At 58.7% G+C, this 836-nt stretch carries 2 protein-coding genes; both read left to right on the top strand.

Translation table 11 applies throughout. The annotated features are described in order from the left end of the window. Positions 1-448 (top strand): hypothetical protein (locus tag ACFVV5_RS19090; RefSeq protein WP_387247269.1); only part of this gene is annotated, 448 nt, incomplete at its 5' end. Between the two features lie 6 nt (positions 449-454). Then, on the top strand, positions 455-836 hold a 382-nt coding region (locus ACFVV5_RS19085; RefSeq protein ID WP_387247267.1), incomplete at its 3' end, for a hypothetical protein.

Here is an 836-nt window from a genome sequence, read left to right as displayed (position 1 = left end):
AGAGGCCGAGTGGGGCCGCCAGGCGGAGGTTTTTGTAGACCGACGAGACATTCAGCTCAAGGTAGACCGGAGCACGGGCCAGCCCGTCAAATCTGAGGACTCCATGACTGCTGATGACGTCGAGGCTGCGAAGAAGGCGGTGCAGGAGGCTGCCGCCGGCACTCTGAACGAGAACCAGAAGTCCGGCAACTTCCAGATTTACCCCATCGATACCGCAGATTGTCTCTTCGGTCGAGACTACTTCGTCGGTGACGTCGTAACAGTGGCCGTGGACGGCACGGAGTATTCCGATGTAGTTCGTGAGGTCACCATCTCCGTGGACGACGGAGGAAATGCCCAGGACGTGAACCCGAAGATAGGGCAGCAGGGCTCTGGGGAGCCGCTCAACCTTTACAAGACGGTCTATGAGATGCAGCGGAAGCTGCGCAAGCTCGAAGCGAGGATGTGAGACGCAATGGCAGAACTCAGCTACCCGTTCAACGCGGATAACGCGGATGGCGGACGGGCCATTGTGTCTCAGACTCAGTGGCAAAGCATGGCCCACCTGTGGGGCGGGGACAGGATTGATTACACCCTGACCGCTACGGCCTACGACAGCACAGACCTCCCATTCAGTGCCCGAGTGATCAATGGGCGCGATGTGGAAATCAAACCTGGAAAGGCTTGGGTGGGAGGCTTCTACTACACGTTGACTGCCACTATGTCAGTGACGATTGCCAGTAACGCCGGTACTAAGGCACGTAAGGACCTGATCGTCATTCAGGCGGACATGGCCAAGTCGGCCGTCAAGATTGCTGTGGTCCAAGGCACTGCCGGCGCCTCGCCTGTCTCACCGC

The organism is Leifsonia sp. NPDC058248 (assembly GCF_042881905.1).
Lineage (GTDB): Bacteria > Actinomycetota > Actinomycetes > Actinomycetales > Microbacteriaceae > Leifsonia.
The sequence above is the reverse complement of the archived record's forward strand: the minus strand, read 5'-3'. Positions and strand labels throughout refer to the sequence as shown.